This is a genomic window from Mesorhizobium sp. WSM4841 (genome assembly GCF_055811515.1).
This window is the reverse complement of sequence record NZ_JBVVQC010000048.1, coordinates 15394-33876: the sequence shown is the minus strand read 5'-3', so window position 1 is coordinate 33876 and position 18483 is coordinate 15394. Positions and strand designations below refer to the sequence as shown.

Annotated in this window: 18 protein-coding genes and 2 pseudogenes; 8 read left to right on the top strand and 12 right to left on the bottom strand. The window is 62.0% G+C overall.

Going from position 1 to position 18483, the window contains the following annotated elements; all coding sequences use genetic code 11:
* Window positions 1-201: 201 nt before the first annotated feature.
* Window positions 202-942 carry a 2OG-Fe(II) oxygenase gene (locus AC0L14_RS32545; RefSeq protein ID WP_473527897.1) on the top strand — a complete coding sequence of 247 codons (741 nt, stop codon included), beginning with the start codon at window positions 202-204 and terminating at the stop codon, window positions 940-942.
* 304 nt (window positions 943-1246) lie between these two features.
* Here the strand turns inward: AC0L14_RS32545 and AC0L14_RS32540 are convergent, their stop codons facing one another.
* From AC0L14_RS32540 to AC0L14_RS32530, 3 genes are all read right to left on the bottom strand, one after another.
* The gene (locus AC0L14_RS32540) at window positions 1247-1951 is read right to left on the bottom strand and encodes a pseudouridine synthase (protein WP_473527896.1); all 705 of its coding nucleotides are present in this window, start codon (window positions 1949-1951) and stop codon (window positions 1247-1249) included.
* Between the two features lie 106 nt (window positions 1952-2057).
* Window positions 2058-2717: a GntR family transcriptional regulator gene (locus AC0L14_RS32535; protein ID WP_473751942.1), complete on the bottom strand. Its 660-nt coding sequence runs from the start codon at window positions 2715-2717 to the stop codon at window positions 2058-2060.
* 12 nt (window positions 2718-2729) lie between these two features.
* On the bottom strand, window positions 2730-2939 hold the full coding sequence (locus tag AC0L14_RS32530; RefSeq protein WP_473751941.1) for a hypothetical protein: 210 nt from the start codon (window positions 2937-2939) through the stop codon (window positions 2730-2732).
* Between AC0L14_RS32530 and AC0L14_RS32525 the strand changes: the two genes are divergently transcribed.
* Window positions 2920-3531 (top strand): NAD(P)H-dependent oxidoreductase, encoded by a 612-nt coding sequence (locus tag AC0L14_RS32525; protein ID WP_473751940.1) that lies wholly within the window; start codon window positions 2920-2922, stop codon window positions 3529-3531. The genes AC0L14_RS32530 and AC0L14_RS32525 overlap by 20 nt on opposite strands.
* A gap of 21 nt (window positions 3532-3552) precedes the next feature.
* Here the strand turns inward: AC0L14_RS32525 and AC0L14_RS32520 are convergent, their stop codons facing one another.
* Entirely contained in the window at window positions 3553-3768 is a 216-nt protein-coding gene (locus AC0L14_RS32520; protein ID WP_095491134.1) for a hypothetical protein, read from the bottom strand.
* A 304-nt stretch (window positions 3769-4072) separates the two neighbouring features.
* Between AC0L14_RS32520 and AC0L14_RS32515 the strand changes: the two genes are divergently transcribed.
* Genes AC0L14_RS32515 through AC0L14_RS32505 form a run of 3 tightly spaced genes read left to right on the top strand, consistent with a single transcriptional unit; the run spans window position 4073 to window position 6135 of the window.
* On the top strand, window positions 4073-4336 hold the full coding sequence (locus AC0L14_RS32515; RefSeq protein ID WP_473489778.1) for a metal-sensing transcriptional repressor: 264 nt from the start codon (window positions 4073-4075) through the stop codon (window positions 4334-4336).
* Complete coding sequence (locus AC0L14_RS32510; protein ID WP_473489779.1) at window positions 4333-5385, top strand: cation diffusion facilitator family transporter; 1053 nt, start codon at window positions 4333-4335, stop codon at window positions 5383-5385. Before AC0L14_RS32515 ends, AC0L14_RS32510 begins: the two co-directional genes overlap by 4 nt.
* Before the next feature lie 39 nt (window positions 5386-5424).
* Window positions 5425-6135: a HoxN/HupN/NixA family nickel/cobalt transporter gene (locus tag AC0L14_RS32505; RefSeq protein ID WP_473751938.1), complete on the top strand. Its 711-nt coding sequence runs from the start codon at window positions 5425-5427 to the stop codon at window positions 6133-6135.
* 268 nt (window positions 6136-6403) lie between these two features.
* On the opposite strand, the gene AC0L14_RS32500 is transcribed toward AC0L14_RS32505, so the two are convergent.
* The gene (locus AC0L14_RS32500) at window positions 6404-6841 is read right to left on the bottom strand and encodes a YybH family protein (RefSeq protein ID WP_473751937.1); all 438 of its coding nucleotides are present in this window, start codon (window positions 6839-6841) and stop codon (window positions 6404-6406) included.
* Window positions 6842-7376: 535 nt separating this feature from the next.
* Here AC0L14_RS32500 and bfr point away from each other — a divergent pair.
* Window positions 7377-7862: a bacterioferritin gene (gene bfr / locus AC0L14_RS32495; RefSeq protein ID WP_029351163.1), complete on the top strand. Its 486-nt coding sequence runs from the start codon at window positions 7377-7379 to the stop codon at window positions 7860-7862.
* A gap of 546 nt (window positions 7863-8408) precedes the next feature.
* Here bfr and AC0L14_RS32490 read toward each other — a convergent pair.
* Together AC0L14_RS32490 and AC0L14_RS32485 are read right to left on the bottom strand one after the other, a co-directional pair.
* The gene (locus AC0L14_RS32490; RefSeq protein ID WP_473527890.1) at window positions 8409-9680 is read right to left on the bottom strand and encodes a flavin-containing monooxygenase; all 1272 of its coding nucleotides are present in this window, start codon (window positions 9678-9680) and stop codon (window positions 8409-8411) included.
* 246 nt (window positions 9681-9926) lie between these two features.
* Window positions 9927-10037: pseudogene (locus tag AC0L14_RS32485) on the bottom strand (sulfite exporter TauE/SafE family protein); the annotation flags it as partial.
* 181 nt (window positions 10038-10218) lie between these two features.
* Between AC0L14_RS32485 and AC0L14_RS32480 the strand changes: the two are divergent.
* Complete coding sequence (locus tag AC0L14_RS32480) at window positions 10219-13056, top strand: AMP-binding protein (protein ID WP_473751936.1); 2838 nt, start codon at window positions 10219-10221, stop codon at window positions 13054-13056.
* 447 nt (window positions 13057-13503) lie between these two features.
* Here AC0L14_RS32480 and AC0L14_RS32475 read toward each other — a convergent pair.
* Window positions 13504-13761, bottom strand: a pseudogene (locus AC0L14_RS32475) (N-methylproline demethylase); the annotation flags it as partial.
* A gap of 158 nt (window positions 13762-13919) precedes the next feature.
* Here AC0L14_RS32475 and AC0L14_RS32470 point away from each other — a divergent pair.
* Complete coding sequence (locus AC0L14_RS32470) at window positions 13920-14285, top strand: pyrroline-5-carboxylate reductase dimerization domain-containing protein (protein WP_473751935.1); 366 nt, start codon at window positions 13920-13922, stop codon at window positions 14283-14285.
* Here AC0L14_RS32470 and AC0L14_RS32465 read toward each other — a convergent pair.
* The 4 genes from AC0L14_RS32465 to AC0L14_RS32450 are packed head-to-tail and all read right to left on the bottom strand — an operon-like array spanning window position 14260 to window position 18326.
* Window positions 14260-15330, bottom strand: a complete 1071-nt coding sequence (locus AC0L14_RS32465) for a GlxA family transcriptional regulator (protein ID WP_473751934.1) — start codon at window positions 15328-15330, stop codon at window positions 14260-14262. The two genes, AC0L14_RS32470 and AC0L14_RS32465, sit on opposite strands and share 26 nt — an antisense overlap.
* Window positions 15272-16258 carry a glycine betaine/L-proline ABC transporter substrate-binding protein ProX gene (gene proX, locus AC0L14_RS32460; RefSeq protein WP_473751945.1) on the bottom strand — a complete coding sequence of 329 codons (987 nt, stop codon included), beginning with the start codon at window positions 16256-16258 and terminating at the stop codon, window positions 15272-15274. The genes AC0L14_RS32465 and proX overlap by 59 nt, the downstream gene beginning before the upstream one ends.
* Entirely contained in the window at window positions 16255-17238 is a 984-nt protein-coding gene (locus AC0L14_RS32455; RefSeq protein WP_473751932.1) for an ABC transporter permease, read from the bottom strand. Before AC0L14_RS32455 ends, proX begins: the two co-directional genes overlap by 4 nt.
* Window positions 17238-18326: a quaternary amine ABC transporter ATP-binding protein gene (locus tag AC0L14_RS32450; protein WP_473751931.1), complete on the bottom strand. Its 1089-nt coding sequence runs from the start codon at window positions 18324-18326 to the stop codon at window positions 17238-17240. Before AC0L14_RS32450 ends, AC0L14_RS32455 begins: the two co-directional genes overlap by 1 nt.
* Window positions 18327-18483: the final 157 nt, after the last annotated feature.

The following is an 18483-nucleotide window of genomic DNA, read 5'->3' as shown; positions in this document are numbered from 1 at the left end:
TCGGGGCGCTCCATTCGTTGAGTTCACAGCAACGATGGTGCCACAACCCTCGCCGCCGCCCCATAGCTTCTCTCCCCACTTTCGTGGGGGCGAGGAACCCAAGCTGGAACGCTGTGCGTAACCCATTGGCAGGAAACGGGTGGTTTGCACGCGCTGTTTCACCCATCTCTGATGGCAGAAGAAGCCATTGGAGGCAGAGCCATGACCATACACACGGTTCCAGAAGCAGCGGTCCGATCGGCGGAAGCGCGGGTCGCCGGATATGATTGGCAGGCATTGGCCGAGGGGATGAGCGGCTATGGCTGCGCCGTGATGGAAAAGCTGCTGACGCCGGAAGAATGCCGGGAGATCGCCAGGCTCTATCCCGACGAAAGCCATTTCCGCAGCCACGTCCACATGGCGCGGCACGGCTTCGGCAAGGGCGAGTATCGCTATTTCCGCTATCCCTTGCCCGAACTGATCGGCGGCTTGCGCACCGCGCTCTATCCGCGCCTGGCCGCGGTCGCCAACGACTGGAACGAGCGCATGGGCGTCGCCCAGCGCTACCCGGACGAACACGCCGCGTTCCTTAAGCAATGCCACGAGCAGGGCCAGACGCGGCCGACGCCGCTCCTGCTGCAATATGGTCCCGGCGACTTCAACTGCCTGCATCAGGATCTCTACGGCGATCTTGCCTTCCCGCTGCAGGTGGCGATTCTACTGTCCGAACCCGGCGAGGACTTCACCGGCGGCGAGTTCGTGCTGACCGAACAGCGTCCGCGCATGCAGAGCCGCGCCGAGGTGGTGCCGCTGCGCCAGGGCGACGCCGTCGCCTTCGCGGTTCACAATCGTCCGGTCCAGGGCAGCAAAGGCAGCTACCGCGTCAATCTCAGGCACGGCGTCAGCCGGCTTCGCTCCGGCCTGCGCCACACCGTCGGCATTATCTTCCACGACGCGAAGTAAGGGTGTCTTCGAGGGCCTGCGTAGAGGCGACGGGCAACTTCGTGCTAAGGGGCAGTTGTCGGAGTCGGCGCCGCCCCTCATCGCCCTGCCGGGCACTTCTCCCCGTATAGTGACGGGGAGAAGGGGCTGGCCGCAAACTCGGCACCCTTTCTGCAACGCTGGTGATTGGCGAAACCATAGATGAGAGCGCCCCTCTCCCCGTCATTATACGGGGAGAGGATGCCGGCAGGCAGGTGAGGGGCAGCGCAAAGCTGAAGCGATTGGCCTGCCGTTCCGCTTTGCCGGGTCGCTTCGGCACCTTCGCTCAGGCCTGAAGCAGCGCCAACTCGTCGGCGGTGAGGTGGCGTGCCTTGCCCTTGGCGAGCTCGCCGAGCTGCAACGGACCGATCGCCACCCGCACCAGGCGAAGCACGTCCACCTCATGCGCCCCGAGCAGCCGGCGAATGTGGCGGTTGCGGCCCTCGTCGAGGGTGATTTCCAGCCAGGCGGTGCTAGTGCCGCTGCGCAGGATTTCAATCGACCGCGCCGTCAAATCTTCGCCGTCGACGGTGGCGCCGGCGCGCAACCGCGCCAGCATGGCCTCGTCGGGCGGGGCGCCGATCTGCACGTGATAGATCTTGGCGACGTGCGAGGCGGGGTCGAGCAGGCGCTGGGCGAAGCGCGTGTCGTTGGTCATCAAAAGCAGGCCTTCGCTGGCCTTGTCGAGGCGGCCGACCGGCGACACGAAGGGCAGGTCGAGTTCTGCCAGGCAGTCATAGACGGTGCCGCGGTCCTGCGGGTCGTCGCGGGTGGAGACCAGGCCGCGCGGCTTGTTGATCATCAGATAGACCTTGCGCTCGGCGACAACGCGGCTGCCGTCGACCTCGATGCGGTCGCGGCCGGGATCGACGCGCAGCGAGCCGTTGCGCACAACCTTGCCGGCGACACGGACGCGCCCTTCGGCGACCAGAATCTCTGCCTGCTTGCGCGAGCACAGGCCGAGTTTCGACAGCGCACGGCAAAGGCTCACTCCTGGCGGATTGGCTCCGGCGCTAGGCGAGGGGCGTTGCCGGCCGGTATTCGGTCGTGGCGCTATGGTTTTGCGAGAGCGCTCCGGCAAGGTCAGGACTTTCCCGCTAGCCATCTCCAGCCCTGGCGAGCGTTTCCATGCCTTCGCTGAGGTGCCTTTTCAGGACGCGGACGGCTGCCTCGGCGTCACGGTGGCGGCAGGTCGTCAACAGGTCGAGGTGCTCCGACTGCGAGCGGCTGCGATAGTCGAGGTTGGACAGGAGAACGCGAACGTAGCGGTCGGCCGCATTGTGGTGGGTTTCGATCAGGCCAAGCAGCCTTGTGTTGCCGCAGGCGCTGTAAAGGGCCAGATGAAAGGCACGGTTCAGCGTTCCCCAGCGGCCGACATTCGGCTCGGCATCGATCTGGTTGAGCACATAGCCGGCCTCGTCTAGTTTTTCTTTGCCGAGGTTGGGGATCGAGAGCCGCAGCGCTTCGCCTTCGAGCAGTGCGCGGACCGCAAAGATCTCCCTGATCTCGGCAGCGTCCATCCTGGCGACATGCGCGCCCTTGGTCGGATGGATCGACACGATGCCTTCGGCCTCGAGCTGGCGAAGCGCGTCGCGGACCGGCATGCGGCTGAAGCCGAACCGCTCGGCCAGGTCGTCCTGACGCAGCGGCGTGCCGGCCGCCAGTCTGCCCTCGGCAATCGATTCGCGCAGCACATTCGCCACTTGCTCCGCCACCGTCAGCGGCTTCTGCATCAAGCCGTCGCCAAGTCCGCGCAATCGATTCTCCCGTCAGGTGAGCCTTGCTAACAGAAAGCCGCCCGTGTGGATATCTGTATCCTCGTATACCAGTATCCAGAAGCGAGAAGCGATGCAGAGCGCCTCGATTACGGTGCTGACGATGTCCCGCAGGCCATTGCATGCGCGTTTCAAGCCGGCGATGATGCAAAAGCCAGCCGGTTTGAGCCCAACATGAAAGTCCTTGTCGTCTATTGCCAGCACCGACAGCTTCAACGGGGCTGTGCGCGACACGGTGCTGGAGACGCTTGCCGAACGCGGCCATGAGGTTCATCTCCTCGACCTCTACGCGACCGGTTTCGACCCGATCATGCGCGCCGACGAATGGCGCGGCTATCACGACAAGGCGGCGAACCTCGCGCCGGTGCATGACCGGGCGCAGGAACTGCTTTGGGCGGAGGCCGTCATCTTCATCTACCCGACCTGGTGGTATGGCCTGCCGGCCATGCTCAAGGGCTGGCTGGAGCGGGTGCTGGTGCCGGGCTTCGCCTTCGAGATGCCGACGGCGCAGCGTGGCGCACGCCCCAAATTGCGTCATATACATCGGGTGCTGGTAATGACCACATGCGGCGCGACGCCGCTGATGTCGTGGATCATGGGCCAGCCCGGCCGGCGCACCCTGCTGCGCGGCTTCCGCTCCGTTTGCCATCCGCTGTGCTCGACAAAATTCCTGGCGCTCTATCGGATGGACACTGTCTCAGCGGTGGAGCGCGAGGCGCATTTGCAGCGTGTCAGGAAAGCGGTCGCCAGCCTCGGACGCGCCGCTTTCCTGGCCTCCGACGTGGTGCCTGGCTGATCGCCGGGGGCGCCACGATCGTCAGTTTGTCCTGGGCTCGTCCTCGACAACGAAAGACGCCGCAATCAGGTCGTCGGCATCGAGCCGTAGGGAGCCTTCACCTCCTCCCATGACGGCGGCGACCTTCTGAAAGGTTTTAATTTCGTGTTCGGTAATACGGGCGCTTCTCATCCTGGCCTTGAGATTAGCGACGCGCAGCCCCAATGTGTGGGACGTTTCAATTTCGCGGTTCGACATCACAATATGCTCCTCCCCAACCCATGCATTTGCCTCCCCGCCGGTATTCGCCCGTCACCTACGTTTGCCTAAATATGAGGCATGACGAATACAGCGCCCCGAACGCGTGGTGCGAGGGAAGGTTCCCGCGCGACACGGTCACGAAATAATACGGCGCAACCGGCGGCCGGCAAAGCTATCCGTAGGAGGGTGGCAGGTCGCTGGGCGCGCCGAGGGTTTTCTTCGGACTGTGGGACACTCAGCGGCAAAGTAAAGTAAGTCGAAAAGATTGACTGTATCCCCGGGGGGAGGATACAAAAGAAGCATGTCCGTAAGCATCCATCGTTCGCATCCTGCTATCGTGAAGCGTCTGAAGCGCGCGCAAGGCCACCTCGCGGCGGTGCTGTCGATGTTCGAGGCGCGTCGTCCTTGCGTTGATCTGGCGCAGCAACTCCACGCCGTGGAGAGCGCCATCAGCAGCGCAAAGCGCGAACTGATCCACGATCATATCGAGCATTGCCTGACGGACACCGCGGAAGCCGGCGGCAACTCGCTGGCGGAACTCAAGCACCTGGCGAAATACCTGTGAGCCGTCAAATACCTGTGAGCCGTCTCGGCGCGCACATTCTCGACTGGTTCGGGTTCGGGTCGCGCGATCACGCCGCGCATGGTCAAGGCCATCACGATCATGCGAGCGGGTCGCACGGTCACACCCACGGGGTCATAGATGCGACCATTGCGACGACCGACCGAGGCATCTGGGCGATCAAATGGTCGTTCGTCATCCTGGCAATTACCGCGGCACTGCAGATGGTCGTGGTCGCGCTGTCGGGCAGCGTGGCGCTGCTGGCCGACACGATCCACAACATCGGTGACGCCACCACCGCCATTCCGCTGTGGATCGCCTTCATGCTGGCCCGGCGCAAGCCGTCGCCGACCTTCACCTACGGCCTTGGCCGGGTCGAGGACCTGGCCGGGATCATCATCGTTGGGATCATCCTGTTCAGCGCCATCGTCGCCGGCTACCAGGCCATCGACCGCTTGATCAATCCACGCGTGGTGACGCATCTTGGTTGGCTGGCGGCGGCGGGCCTTGTCGGCTTTCTCGGCAATGAGGCCGTCGCGGTGTTCCGCATCCGCGTCGGCCGCGAAATCAACAGCGCCGCACTGATTGCCGACGGCTATCACGCCCGCACCGACGGCCTGACCAGCCTTGCCGTGGTCATCGGGGCGCTCGGCGTCTGGCTCGGTTTTGCGCTGGCCGACCCGATCGTCGGCCTCCTCATCACTCTTGCCATCTTCGGCATCGTCTGGCAGTCGGCCCGCTCGGTGCTGACCCGCATGCTCGACGGCGTGGAGCCTGATGTCATCGGCGAAATCCACCATGCGGCCGCGCATGTGCCGGCAGCGCGCATTGTCGAGGCCAAGGCGCGGTGGATCGGTCACAGGCTGCACGCCGACATTGCCATCGCCGTAGGAGAAAGCCTGCCGGTCTGCGAAGCGAAGAAGATTACGGCAGCGCTGGAGCACGATCTGTTCGAGCACATGCCGGCGCTTGCGGCGGCCAATATAAGATTGGCGAGCGCGGATGCGGATCATTCCCATGAAGATGCTCACGGCGAACACGACAGCCACTAACGGTCGCTCGGAGCGGCTCGTTTCTGTTAGCCTCAGCTGATGTTCCAAATTCTTGTCGAGTTCCAACGAACGATCTATCTGGCGGCCGGCGAGCAGATCAAACTGCTCTCAGTGGGAGGCGACTGGCTGGCGTTCATGGGCTTCCTGCCGGTGGGCATCGTCTTCGGCGCTGCGCATGCGCTGACGCCCGGCCACAGCAAAGCTGTGCTAGCGACATATCTTGCGGGTTCGGATGCCAAGGTTCCGCGCGGCCTTTTCGTATCGATTACGCTGTCCTTCACCCATGTGACGATTGCCGTTCTGATTGCGGTTCTCTCGCTGCCGCTGGTCTCCATCGCTTTGGGCAGCGTCGGCCGCGCTCCGCTTCTGGAGGATATCAGTCGCGGGCTGCTCGGCCTTATTGGCGTGTGGATGCTGTGGCGCGCTTTGAGTCACGGCCGTCACCACAAGCATGAGGGCGAGGCGGTCGGCGCCATGGCAGGTCTGATCCCGTGCCCGCTGACGCTTTTCGTGATGACCTTCGCGATGTCCAGAGGCGTTCCCGGCGCCGGCTTGCTCTTCGCAATCACCATGATGGTCGGCGTGGCGCTGACGCTGTCCTGCGTCGCGGTGTTGTCGATCCTGTTTCGGGAACGTCTGATGGATTTCTTCGCCGGCAAGCCACTCGAAACCATTTCCCGAACCATCGAAGGCGTTGCCGGGCTAGCGCTTGCGGCCGTTGCCGTCTGGCAGATCATGTTCGCTTCCTGAGCATGCTCAAGGGCGAGATCGAGTTGCACACCGATCGGCATGCGCCGGGCCGGCGATGCCGAGATGCCATCCTGCCAGATAGAATCAAGACATGGCTCTATCTGCTTGTTTAGTGAAACTTTATTCTGGATCATGTCACGTCGCCGCGACACCATGTCAGGCGCGCAGCCGCTCCGGCGGAGGATTGTCGCAACAGGCGCGCTGGCCGCTTCACTCTGCGCTCTTCGACCCGGCATCGGTGACCGAAGGGTCCAAACCGCAACCACGTCTATCGGCGGAGTACCGAATCGGCCAACTGGGCCGTCGTTATCGGATCAGCATGACGATGCACAATCTTCCAGAGACCATCTTCTGGGCGAAAGACGCTCGTCACGCGTAACGCCAAAGGGGTGACATCGATCCGACCGCCAACCTTGGACCTGAGCCGCTCTACTTCGACGAGGTATGCCAGTTCAGACGTCACACACTTCGCTACGGTCTCGAAGCCGGTAGCGTCGCCGTCCCTGTAGTTCGATGCCGCTTGCTCCATCGTCTCAACGACCTGCTTCCATCCATGCGCGAAAGGGCCAAACGGATTTCCCAGTGTTACATCGTCTCGTTGGGAAAAGAGCTCCTTCGCAGGCGCGGGGTTTCCTTTCATGAACTCATCGAGAGCCAGGTGGTATTTTTCAACTGCTTGATCGAAGTCATTGGCGTCGAGGGACACGTCATCCTCCCTGTCGTTTTATTTCTGATCCGGACTGGCGACTCCCGCAGGTCAACATTCTGTGTGCGCAGCGGTGAGGCATTTCCCCAACTGCTGCGCAGTGCGGGTTGGCATGGTCAATATAGCACGGTGCGAGACAAGTTTTCGCGACAGCGTTTTGAGACGGCTCGTAATGGCCGCTCCCCCGCCCCGTTCCAGCCGTTCAAATTGCGCGTTAAAATTCAGGGTGCCCGCCCGCCGGCTGGCCCGCTCATTGCCGACGGCTTGCGCGTTCTTGCTTGCTGATGTGTCCAGAGGCGATTGACCGCAAGGTCCGATCAGGTTGCAGAAGCTTCCAAGCGCCCGACTGTGGCGGATTAGCAATTGCTCACCAAGAACGCAGGGCGGCGGGAAGGATCTCATACGCTCTTTGCAACCTTCGGCCCCCCCGAAATGACGGTTAGGTCGCCGCGTGCTATCCTGCGCTCGGAGGCGAACAAGGGCGCATCGTTCCACATGATGCGTGCGGGGCGCGCCCAAAACGGGAGCAGAACCCATGAAAGGCGAAGATAGGATCATTGAACGTCTTAACGAAGCGCTGTTTCTGGAACTCGGTGCCGTCAATCAATTTTGGCTGCATTATCGCCTGTTGGAGGACTGGGGCTATTTCAAACTGGCGAAGAAGGAGCGCGAGGAATCTATCGAGGAAATGCACCATGCGGACCGGATTATCGAACGGACCATCTTCCTCGAAGGGCACCCGAACCTGCAGGCGGTGGCGCCGCTTCGCATCGGGCAGAATGTGAAGGAAGTGCTGGAATCGGACCTCGCCGGCGAATACGACGCGCGCACCTCTTACAAGAAGTCACGCGAGATCTGCCAGGAACTGGGCGACTACGTGACCATGCACCTGTTCGAGGATCTGCTCAAAGACGAGGAGGGCCACATCAACTTTCTCGAGACCCAGCTCGATCTGCTCGCCTCGATCGGCGATGAGAGATACGGCCTCCTCAATGCCGCTTCCGGGGATGAGGCAGAGTAGTATTGGGAAAGCCACGCGGCGGAAATACTGCGCGACAGGTTTGAGGTTCCGCAGCCATGGCGCACATCAGGTGAACGGCACCAAAGACTCGACGTGACGCCTCTAAGCTCTGTGCCGTTCGCCGGTATCCTGCGGCAAAGCACTTGCCACGTTCGATTATGGATCATGAATGGCCCGGTAGCGGCCATCAGGACTTGCCGCGCAGCCGTTCAAACGGGCGCGTCAAAATTCAGATGCCCACTCCCCAGCTGCAACTGCTCAGCGCGAGATCGCGCGCGGCATCTCCGATCACATTCTGAGCCGGATCGATGCCCCAGCCGCCCCCGCCGCCGACCAGGGCCAAAACGCGCGCCAGGTCGACTCAAATCCGATGGCTGGGTGAGCGCTCCTCGTCAACGAGCGCCGCAACTTTTATGCCCGTCAATGGCAGCTTTGTCCGCTTCCGACAGCCAAAGGGAAGTTCCAGCGCTGGCGGCTAGCGACACAAGACAAACGAGCAACCGTCGCCATTGTGATCGGTGCTCCAGAGGTGGCGATGGAAAGTCATTACATGACCTCGCGATCCACTCCAGGCGTTCTAGACCGTGAGTCCACTCGTCTTTTGACGATGTGCGCCACCAGATTGTCCGCCTCCTCGGCAACGGCCGGTATGGTGCCTGATTTCCGCGTTAGCGCAAAATCGAGGCCGGCGAAGTAGAGCCCGGGAATGGTGCCGACACCATCCTCGTGCATGGGTTGGCCAGCCTCATCCAGGGCACCGGGAACCTTCACCCATGAGAAGTCGCCCGAGAAGCCGGTGCACCAGATTATCGAGGAGATGCCACTTGCGGCCAGGTCGATCGATCGGATCGGCGGATCAGCCAGAATCGGCGCAACCGTTTCGGCAGGATCATCGTCGGCCGGCGGCGCATCGAGGCCGGTGCGCTCGATATACTCGTCGATCACACGCTTCGCGTCCGCCGAGGCCTCGTCTGCGAAGCGCAGGTGCTCGCCGATCTCGTCGCCGAAGATGAGGCTGCCGTTCTCCACGCCCCGGAAGCGGCCGAGCAGCACCACCCCTTGCGCGCTCAGCGATTGCAGGCTGATCGTGTGGATTGCCCCGAGCAGCGGGCGCGGCGGCAGCCTGCCGTTCTCCAGGATAAGCTCCCGGCGCCGGACGTCGGCAAAGCCGGATACAGTGAGCCAGTTGAACGAGTCGCCGCCGCGATAGCGGCGTACCAGGCGGCCAGTGCGGCTCGTCGCTAGATACACAAGACGTCCGGCATGCACCAAGTCCTCGGCTATCTGGCCGCCCGACTGGCCACTCCCGACCACCAGCACGGCGCCGTCAGCGAACTCGTCCGGCTTGCGATAGGCAGAGGAATCGACCTGGCGAACTGCCGTCGGCAAGTCGGACGACCAGGGCGGCCGGACCTGACGGCTCTGGTTGCCGGTTGCAACCACGATCGTGCGCGCCAGAAGCGTCTCGCGATCAGTCGTGACTCGGTAGGCTCCGTCCTCTCGATTCAGCCGCTCAACCGGCACTCCAGTGCGGACCGGCAAGCGGTGCCGGTCAACATAGCCTTCCAGATAGCCGACGAATTCATGGTGGGTTATCGCACCCCAAGGGTCCGGCCCGTCGTAGGAATCGCCGGGCAGCGTGGTGCGTATGTTCGTCGAGTTCAGCCGGAAGGAGTCCCAGCGCTGCGTTCGCCACGTCTCTCCGATACGGCCTCGCTCGAGAACATGGTGCGCGCAGCCGCGTTGTTGCAGGAAGTAGCTGACGCCAAGCCCGGCCGAGCCCGCGCCTATGACGACCGCATCAACAATCCCCCTCATGCGTTCCCCGCCAAGATTGTGCTGCCTATCGCATGCGAGCGACACTCCGCTCACCCTACAATGCGGCAGCATACTGCAAAGAGCTAGTTTCGGGAATTCGAAAGGACGGAAGCCACGCCGGAGGGCAAGTGCCTCCGAAACCTCTGTCGATAGTATCGACCGCCAATTTTTCTAGTTACCGGTTCGTCAGCCCAACGGCTGAAACCGGTCACTAACGAGCGCGGTGCAAATGGCTGATCTTGGCGCTGCGGCATCCAGGAATCCGGCTGTCACGCCCAGCGGCGCCACAATCGCCAGTTTCGCGGGGTTGGTGGGAATACGATGAAACGACCGATATAGAAGCCAGGTTCCAATAACGCCGCTCGCGTCCAGGCCGTTGCTGAGCCGCCAGAACGCTATAGTTAAGACAACAATGGCCTCGCCGCTCGCCACGGCTTTGATCCGCATCAACGCCAACCGCAGGGAGGCTATGACAGCACGCGCGTCAACGTCCCATTGCCTGAAGCGTTAACATTTGGCGTGGGAAACGGGCACGAAGATGGTTCCTACGACCGATGACAGGAGATCGCGCGAGGGCGACCTGATCGCCGTTGTGCGCGAGTTCGTGCACGAGCTTCAGCCGCAACGTGCAAATGCGATCGACATCTCGCCGTCAAGCCGGATCGAAAGGGACCTCGGCATCGACAGCCTTGGTCGGACGGAGCTGATTCTGCGGATTGAGCGCGCGTTCCGGGTGCGGCTGCCTACTCAAATCGTTGGCGAGGCGGATACGATCGGCGATCTGATCAATGCTCTCGAACACGCCGGCGCTCGACCAGGCTCGGCCCGCACGGTGCAGCCGACCATTGCCCTTCCTCCCGTTCCGGCTGCCACGGAGGCCGGGACGCTCGTCGAGGTCCTCGACTGGCACGTCGCGCAGCATCCCGATCGCCTGCACCTGACGGTCCTGCAGGACGACACAACGGCATTGGGGGCAATGACCTACGCAGAACTGGCGGAATCAGCTCGTGCCGTCGCGGCCGGATTGATCCGCCGCAATGTCGAGCCGGGCGATCGTGTCGCTTTGATGCTGCCCACGAGTCTTGATTTCTTCTCCGCATTCTTCGGCATTATCTACGCCGGAGCCGTGCCGGTGCCGATCTATCCGCCGATGCGGCTGTCGCAGATCGAGGACCATCTGCGTCGTCAGGCAGGCATCTTGCGCAATGCCGGAGCCCGCATACTCGTCACAATGCAGGAAGGAATGGGTCCTGCAGCGCTGCTGCGCGGACAGGTCGAATCCCTGGACAGTGTCGAGAACGTCGCAAGTCTCAGCACCGAGCCCGCTGCCACACAGCTGCCGCCGGTCACGGACGATCACTCGACCGCGCTGATACAATACACGTCAGGCAGCACCGGAGATCCGAAAGGCGTCGTGCTGAGCCACGCCAACCTGCTTGCCAATGTTCGGGCCATGGGCGCGGTGATGGAGGCGAGCTCGGCTGACATCTTTGTCAGCTGGCTGCCGCTCTATCACGACATGGGCCTGATCGGCGCTTGGTTGGGATGCCTTCATTTTGGCGCGCCGCTCTATGCGATGTCGCCATTGAGCTTTCTCGTGCGCCCCGAGAGCTGGCTCTGGGCCATGCACCGTTTTCGCGCCACCTTGTCCGCTTCCCCGAACTTCGGATTTGAGTTCTGTCTGAACAAGACAGACGACGCCGATCTCGAAGGACTTGATCTAAGCTCGCTCCGCATGGTCGCAAACGGGGCGGAGCCGGTCAGTGTTCAGACGCTGCGTCGGTTCATTGAAAGATTTGAGCATCATGGCTTCAAGCCGGGAGCCATGGCGCCGGTCTACGGCCTGGCTGAGAACACGGTGGGGCTGGCCTTTCCCCCGCCGGGCCGCTCGCCGATCATTGATCGCGTGGATCGTACTGCGCTGACCGGCCGTGGCGCGGCCGTGCCAGCCGGCCCCGACAATCCGAAGCCGCTTGAAATCGTCGCCTGCGGACATCCTCTGCCAAGTCATGAAGTCCGCATCGTCGATGGCGCCGGCTACGAGCTTGGTGAACGTCAGGAAGGCCGGCTCGAATTCCGCGGCCCGTCGGCGACCTCCGGCTATTTCGAGAACGACGCCAAGACGCGCGAGCTGTTCCGCGATGGCTGGCTCGACAGCGGAGACAGGGCATACGTGGCGAGCGGTGATGTCTACATTACCGGCCGGGTAAAGGACATCATCATCCGCGCTGGGCGTCACATCTATCCGCAAGAGATCGAAGAGGCCGTCGCGGGCATCTCCGGCGTGCGCAAGGGAGGCGTCGTCGTGTTCGGCGCCACCGATCGATCCACGGGAACGGAGCGTGTAGTCGTCGTGGCGGAAACGCGCGAGACCGACGAACCCGCCCGCGCGGAGTTGCAAAAGCGCGCTCATGAGGTCGCAACGGATATCGCCGGGACACCTCCCGACGATATGGTCCTCGCGCCGCCGCGGGCCGTGCCGAAGACATCCAGCGGGAAGATTCGCCGCAGCGCGGCCAAGGAGCTTTACGAGAGCGGGACAATTGGAGCGCCGCAACGCTCGCTCTGGTGGCAAGTCTTGCGGCTGTCGTTTGCGGGAGCAGGCCCGCAGCTGAAGCGGCTGCGCCGGCTTCTCGCCGACGTTGTCTACGCCGGATGGTGGTGGATCGTCGTGGCCTGCGGCTTCTTCTTGGCATGGCTGGCGGTGATGCTTCTGCCGCGACTCGGCTGGCGCTGGGCCGCGGCGAGGACGATCGCCCGTGCCGCGCTCGCCCTTGCCGGCGTGACCATCACGGCGAGCGGCATCAAGTACATTCCCCGCCGCAACGCGATACTCGCATTCAACCATTCGAGCTATATGGACGCCTTGGTGTTGGCTGCGGTTCTGCCGGGAGAACCAGCTTTCGTGGCCAAGAAGGAGCTGGCGGGACAGGTCTTTGCCGGCCCCTTGCTGCGCCGGTTAGGCACACCGTTCGTCGAACGCTTTGACGTCACGGGCAGCCTTTCCGACGCCGAATCCCTGACCAAGATCGCCCGGCAAGACCGCATTCTCGTGTTCTTTCCCGAAGGCACGTTCACGCGCAGACCAGGACTCTCCGCCTTCTATCTCGGGGCTTTCAAGGTCGCGGTTGATGCCAACCTGCCGGTACTGCCCGGCATCATCCGTGGAACGCGATCCATGCTGCGCGGTGACCAATGGTTTCCACGATTGACGCCGGTCACAATTGAGATCGGCGCTCCCATTGCGCCGTCTGGAACCGAATTTGCAGCGGTATTGCGTCTCCGCAACGCAGTACGCGAAGCGATCCTGGCGCGCTGTGGCGAGCCGGACCTCGGCGAGATGGTAAAGCCGACACGGCCCGAGGCCGGAGCCTGACGGCATCACGGTCGCAAAGGCATCCTCAACAGGCGCTGGCTAGACGCTGCGCGTGATGTGGCCGGCGATCATGAGAAGCAGCAGGACGCCAAACCGGAATTCATCGCGGCGCGCACCATTGTCGCGCTCCGATCGAGAGGACTACGAGCGGTTAAGCTGTGGGTGCCGGTCGATTTTCGCGGCCGTCGAGGTCTTGGAAAGATCGCGGCTACTTCCAGCCGCCAGCGACAAAATTGCAAACGGTAAAGTTCGACCCCTTCTCTGCCCTTCCTTCTGAGCAGCCATCCGGCAATCCGTGACCCTGAGCTGACCTTCGTCGATCTATTTCGCTGCCCGATAGCCGACATTCACCGCAACCAGCGCTCGTGACCCGTTGCCGCGCCGCGACCACAGACTTAGGCGATGAACGGCTCAATTTGAGACCAACTGGCCATTCCGGCGCAGATTTCAAATATCCTTGACCAGCCGCAACGTGTCATAAATCGCCGCATGGGTATTGCGCGCTGTGATCGGCTGCGGGCTCCAGGCAATCAGCTGGTCGTACGACACCTCGCCGAGATTCCGCGAGGTGGGCTTCAGTTCGAAATACAGATCATCGAGGGATCGTGCCATGATGACGACGATCTGGTCCACAACCCTCTGCGTTCGAACACCGCCATAGTCGCTGCCGACAATGGCGAGCAGATGGTTGCCGCTCTTCTCGACCTCATGGCCGGTATTCGGCTCGAGCAGCTTGCGCACAGCTCGGCACGGATCGCGTCGTCCGCCCCTGCCGAACGCGGCGGCGGAAGTTAGTAAGTCCTATACGCCGGGGATTGCCTCGACAGGCCTGACCAATCCGGATCGGATGCTCGTTAGCGCATATGCGACCTGCGGCGACAGTGATGAAAGTCCGAAGCGAGGCCGACATCGACTATCTGACGGGTTTGTCTGGATCGGGCCCGGCATTCCCGGCGCTGCTGGCGGCCATGATGCGCGCCGCCATTTTGCACGGCATTCTCCCAGCCATTGCGGACCGCGCCGTCACCTCCGTCCTGGTCGGAACTGGCTTCATTTTCGAGCGCAGGGGAGAAGACCCGTCCGAAACGGTTGAGACCTTCCATCGACCGAGCCCGCCGGTGAGCACTGATGTCCCGCCGGCGCCAGTGCCACAAAGGCGACTAGCGTCTATCCGTGCCTTAAATCCTCCAGCAAATGCCTGCCTCAGGTTAAGCGTCCGCGTTGCATGATCGGGGATACGCCGTGGGCGGCACGGTAGACACGGGAGAAATGTCCCAAATTCGCAAAGCCGCAAGCAAGCGCCACCTGAGCGATCGCGCATTCGGTCTGCAGGAGCAGATGACGCGCCCGTTCCAGGCGCATCTCCATCAAATATTTCTTGGGCGAGGTGTTGAGGTAGCTACCGAACAGGCGCTCTATCTGGCGGGTTGATATGCCGAGTTCCTCGGCTACAGCCGATGGCGAAATCGGGTCGTCTATCCTATTGCGCATGATCTCGATCGCCTTGGCGAGATGTTTGTTGCGTACGCCGTTGCGGGACTGAATAGAGACGCGCTGAGCCGCGGTGGCATTGCGCACGGCGTTGTAGACCATCTGATCAGCGACTGCGACCGACAGGTCATAGCCGTGGTCAAGCTCGATCAGGTGCAACATGAGATCGGCGGTTGCGGTGCCGCCGGAAGCAGTGATGAATTTCTCGTCCGCGACGAAGACGTTGCGCACCAGATTCACATCTGGGAACTCCTCCATGAAACCGTCGTGGTACTCCCAATGAATGGCCGCCTGCAGGCCATCGAGGAACCCCGCCTTTGCCAGGATATAAGCGCCAGAACACAGTGCCCCGATCCTGGTCCCATGGGCGCGTTCGCGGCGCAGTGCGACCAGCAGGCTGCGTGTGTCCTGTCGTTGCATGTTGATGCCAGACAGGACGAACAGCCGGTCGCAAGAAGGCAGCTTATCGAAGCGATGATGGACCAAGGTGACAGCGCCATTCGAGCTGACGGCCGTCTCGCCGTTGGCCGAGGCGAAAGACCAGCGATAGAGCTCTTTGCCGCTGGCCAGATTGGCGATGCGCAGCGGCTCCACGGCGCAAGAGAATGCGATGTGGGTGAATTCCTCGACCAGAGCAAAGACAAAATGTTGCGGGCCCGTCATTCGCAGGCATCTCCGACACGATGCGCTGCGCGGCACATCTCCGCGCAGCGCCTTGGTTGCGCTATTTCGCTGCGGCGCGGGCGGCGTCCAACCAACCGTCATATTCGGCACGATGGGCATCGATCCAGCTAGCAACATGCCGGTCGATATCTTCCGATTTGTCCTCGCCATCGGCGATTTGCTTGTTTTCGGCGGAAACGTCCTTGATGTCCACCTTGGCGACCTCGAACAGCTTCGCGGCAGCGGGATTCGCCTTGAGGAAATCGTTGCGGGCGACGATCCGCAGGTTGTCCACGGCAAAGCCCAGGTTCTTACCGCCGAACTCAGTGTTCCCCTTGCCGCCATCCGGAAGGGTGGTGTAGGGCACGCTCAACCATTCGACGTCCTTGCCGGGAACCAGAGCGCCAGATACCCAGTAGGGCGTCCAGGTATAGTAGAGAACCGGATTGCCGTTCTTTTGGCGGGCGATCGTGTCGGCGATGATCGCGTTGTATTCACCCTGGTTGTGAGTGATGGTTTCGCGCAAGCCAAACTCGGTCAGTTGGTGCTCGATCACGCGTTCGCACCCCCAGCCCGGAACGCATCCAGCGAGATCGGCCTTTCCGTCGCCATTTTCGTCGAATTTCGCGGCAACAGTAGGGTCCTTCAGATCGCCAAGGTTCTTGATGCCGGAATCGTAGCTTGTCTTGTCGATGAGGTAGCCCTGGAGGGCGCCTTCAACAAGGGTGCCGACCTTGGTCATCACCTCTGTGCCGCCGGATTCCTGGAAGAACGTATCGTGAAGCTGATCCCAGCTGTTGGTGAAGAAATCTGCATCGCCAGTGCCGACGGCCAGATGTGCAGTCTGCGCTATAACCTCCTGAGGCGGGGCTACGGTATAGCCGAGGTCTTCGAGCGCCCGGAAAACGATCCGCGCCTGGAACATTTCCTCGATAGTTGGCTGTATCACGGGGCGGGCAGTGACCCCATCGCCCGGCTTTTCCCGTGCCAGAAGCGGGGACGTAGCGATCGACAGCGCGAGCGCTGCCGTAGTTGCGAAAAGTCTCATGTTGCTTCTCCATGTTGAACTTGCGAGCGGTTGGTTTCTTGGCGACTCCGTTGAAGCAGGCGCAGGACGAGCCCGATCGGTCCCGACTGCCACCAATGGCGGTGACCGCGTTCCCGCCCCGAGCGGCCGAGCCCCTGAGTGATGCGGTCGAGAACGATGGCGAGTATGACAATGCCGAGTCCGCCGACGATGGCCTTGCCCGCGTCGAGCCGCCCCATGGCGCGGAGCACCTCGTTGCCGAGCCCCTGAACCGCGATCATCGAAGCTATGACCACCATGGATAGCGACAGCATGATCGTCTGGTTGAGCCCGGCGAAGATCGTCGGCGTGGCCAGCGGCAGTTCGACCTTGAACATGATCTGGCTGGGGGAGGCGCCGAAAGCGCGGCCGGCCTCGACTACACTGGGGTTCACCCCGCGGATGCCGAGCGAGGTAAGGCGCACAAGCGGTGCTAGGGCGAAAATGATTGTCACAATCACGCCTGACACATTTCCAATGCCGACAAGCATCACGACCGGAACGAGGTAGACGAAGGCCGGGATCGTTTGCATTGTGTCAAGGACAGGTCTGATCGCAGCTTCAAAGCGATCGCTCTTGCCTGCGAGGATCCCCAGGGGCAGGCCGATAATCACGCACAGGATGACTGCCGAGATCACAATGGCGAGTGTCGTCATCGCAAGCGACCAGGCCGTCGGATCGAGCAAGCCCAGCGCTATGAGACATGCGGCAACCAAGATCGCCACCCGTCCCCCGGCAAGCTGCCACGCGATCAATGCCAAAAACACAAGCATGATCGTCGGCGGCACAGCATGCAACGCCGCGTCGATCTGGCCGATCATCTGGCCAAAGAAGTTCTTGATCGGCTGGATTGCCTCGCGGTTCGCGATCGCCCATTGCTTGATGCCGTCGGAACGGGCGTCGATGTTGAGGTCTAGCGAAGCGAAAGGATTGAGCCAGTCGAAAGTTTCGTTGTCCGCCATCACTGCGTCCTCATTGTCGCAGGCGCTGTGTCCTCACGCCCCTGAATGCCGCGCAGAAGCGCCTTCTTGGTTACGACCCCGACGCTTGCGCCCTCGACTTTCACAAGGATCGGATGGTCAGTGCCGATGGCGAGATCAACCAGCGTGTTGAGCTTGTCTTCCGGCTTCGCCACCGGCCATTGCTCGGGATCACCCCCACCGTTCGTCTGGCGGTACAATGCGAAGGGCTGCATGACGCGCGCTGCCGTGACGAGATCCAGCTTGGAAATGCCGGCCACGAAATCCGCAACATAATCGTCGGCGGGTTGGGTCACGATTTCTTCCGGAGTGCCGATCTGCACCAGCACACCGTCCTTCATGATCGCGATGCGGTCGCCGATGCGGATGGCCTCGTCGAGGTCATGGGTAATAAAGACAGTGGTCTTGTGCAACTCGGCCGAAAGCTCCATGAAGGTCGTCTGCAGTTGCCGGCGGATCAGCGGATCAAGCGCGGAAAATGGCTCGTCCATCAGCAGGATGGTCGGATCGGCAGCGATGGCGCGAGCAAGACCCACGCGCTGCTGCATGCCCCCGGAAAGTTCATCCGGGTATTTCTCGCCCCAGCCGGCGAGGTCCACAGCAGCGATGGCGCGGTTGCCAACCTTCACTCGTTCTGCTTCGCGAACGCCGCGTACTTCAAGTGAGAAGACGACATTGTCGCGCACCGTGCGGTGCGGCATCAGCGCCATGTTCTGGAAAACCATGCCGATCTTCTCGGCCCGTAACAAGCGCAGTTCCTTGTGCGACATCGCGTTGACGTTCCGGTCCTCGATGAACACCGAGCCGGCCGACGGCTCGATCAGGCGGTTGATATGCCGGATCAGGGTCGATTTGCCCGAGCCCGATAGGCCCATGATGCAGAAGATCTCGCCGCGAGCGACGCTGAAAGACGCGTCGCGCACACCGACGATGCAGTTGTAGCGGTCGCGGATTTCGTCTTTCGACAGACCCTGGCTCCGCACCGCGTCCATCGCCTGCTGCGACTGCGCGCCAAAGATTTTCCAGATGCCGTCGCAGCGGATCACGACTTCTCGGCTATTCGCGGTCAAGCGGCTGCCTCCCTTTTCCGGTTGAGGCTTTTCCCCTGAGCGATCAAAATCACAAAACTGCGCTGTAGACAACATGTATTTTTTCAGACTACAACATGCCTGCAACGGACTCTCTGTAAAATCGCAGAGAAACCGGATATCGCGTGATCCGTTTCGG

What these genes read in the sequence shown, in the direction of transcription:
- AC0L14_RS32480 (WP_473751936.1), top strand. Translation starts at nt 10,219, where the DNA reads ATGGTTCCTACGACCGATGACAGGAGATCGCGCGAGGGCGACCTGATC.
- AC0L14_RS32470 (WP_473751935.1), top strand. Translation starts at nt 13,920, where the DNA reads ATGCGACCTGCGGCGACAGTGATGAAAGTCCGAAGCGAGGCCGACATC.
- AC0L14_RS32515 (WP_473489778.1), top strand. Translation starts at nt 4,073, where the DNA reads ATGTCCGTAAGCATCCATCGTTCGCATCCTGCTATCGTGAAGCGTCTG.
- AC0L14_RS32465 (WP_473751934.1), bottom strand. Translation starts at nt 15,330, where the DNA reads ATGCCCATCGTGCCGAATATGACGGTTGGTTGGACGCCGCCCGCGCCG.
- proX (WP_473751945.1), bottom strand. Translation starts at nt 16,258, where the DNA reads ATGAGACTTTTCGCAACTACGGCAGCGCTCGCGCTGTCGATCGCTACG.
- AC0L14_RS32490 (WP_473527890.1), bottom strand. Translation starts at nt 9,680, where the DNA reads ATGAGGGGGATTGTTGATGCGGTCGTCATAGGCGCGGGCTCGGCCGGG.
- AC0L14_RS32520 (WP_095491134.1), bottom strand. Translation starts at nt 3,768, where the DNA reads ATGTCGAACCGCGAAATTGAAACGTCCCACACATTGGGGCTGCGCGTC.
- bfr (WP_029351163.1), top strand. Translation starts at nt 7,377, where the DNA reads ATGAAAGGCGAAGATAGGATCATTGAACGTCTTAACGAAGCGCTGTTT.
- AC0L14_RS32505 (WP_473751938.1), top strand. Translation starts at nt 5,425, where the DNA reads ATGTTCCAAATTCTTGTCGAGTTCCAACGAACGATCTATCTGGCGGCC.
- AC0L14_RS32455 (WP_473751932.1), bottom strand. Translation starts at nt 17,238, where the DNA reads ATGGCGGACAACGAAACTTTCGACTGGCTCAATCCTTTCGCTTCGCTA.
- AC0L14_RS32545 (WP_473527897.1), top strand. Translation starts at nt 202, where the DNA reads ATGACCATACACACGGTTCCAGAAGCAGCGGTCCGATCGGCGGAAGCG.